The organism is Pseudomonas sp. EA_5y_Pfl2_R50, assembly GCF_963970475.1.
GTDB lineage: Bacteria > Pseudomonadota > Gammaproteobacteria > Pseudomonadales > Pseudomonadaceae > Aquipseudomonas.
Window position 1 is genome coordinate 1 of record NZ_CAXAPT010000269.1, and the last position, 201, is coordinate 201.

General features: G+C 60.7%; 1 protein-coding gene. It reads right to left on the reverse strand.

Translation table 11 applies throughout. From position 1 onward, the window contains the following. The coding region (locus AACY19_RS27770) for an immunoglobulin-like domain-containing protein (protein WP_339454688.1) at positions 1 to 201 on the reverse strand (201 nt) is incomplete at both ends.

A 201-nucleotide genomic window follows, 5' to 3' on the forward strand; every position in this document is an offset into this window, starting at 1 on the left:
TCACGGTGCCGGTGGTTTTGCCGGCTTCGATGGTGATGACGGCGCCGTTGGACAAAGTCACGGTCACTGGCGAACCAGCGGCATTGGTCAGGGTTGCGGTGTAAACAATCGAACCGCCCTCGGCCACCGATCCCGTGGCGCTCAGCGACAGGTTAGTGGTGTCGACAGTGTCGGTGACATTGGTCGAAACCGGGGTCTTGT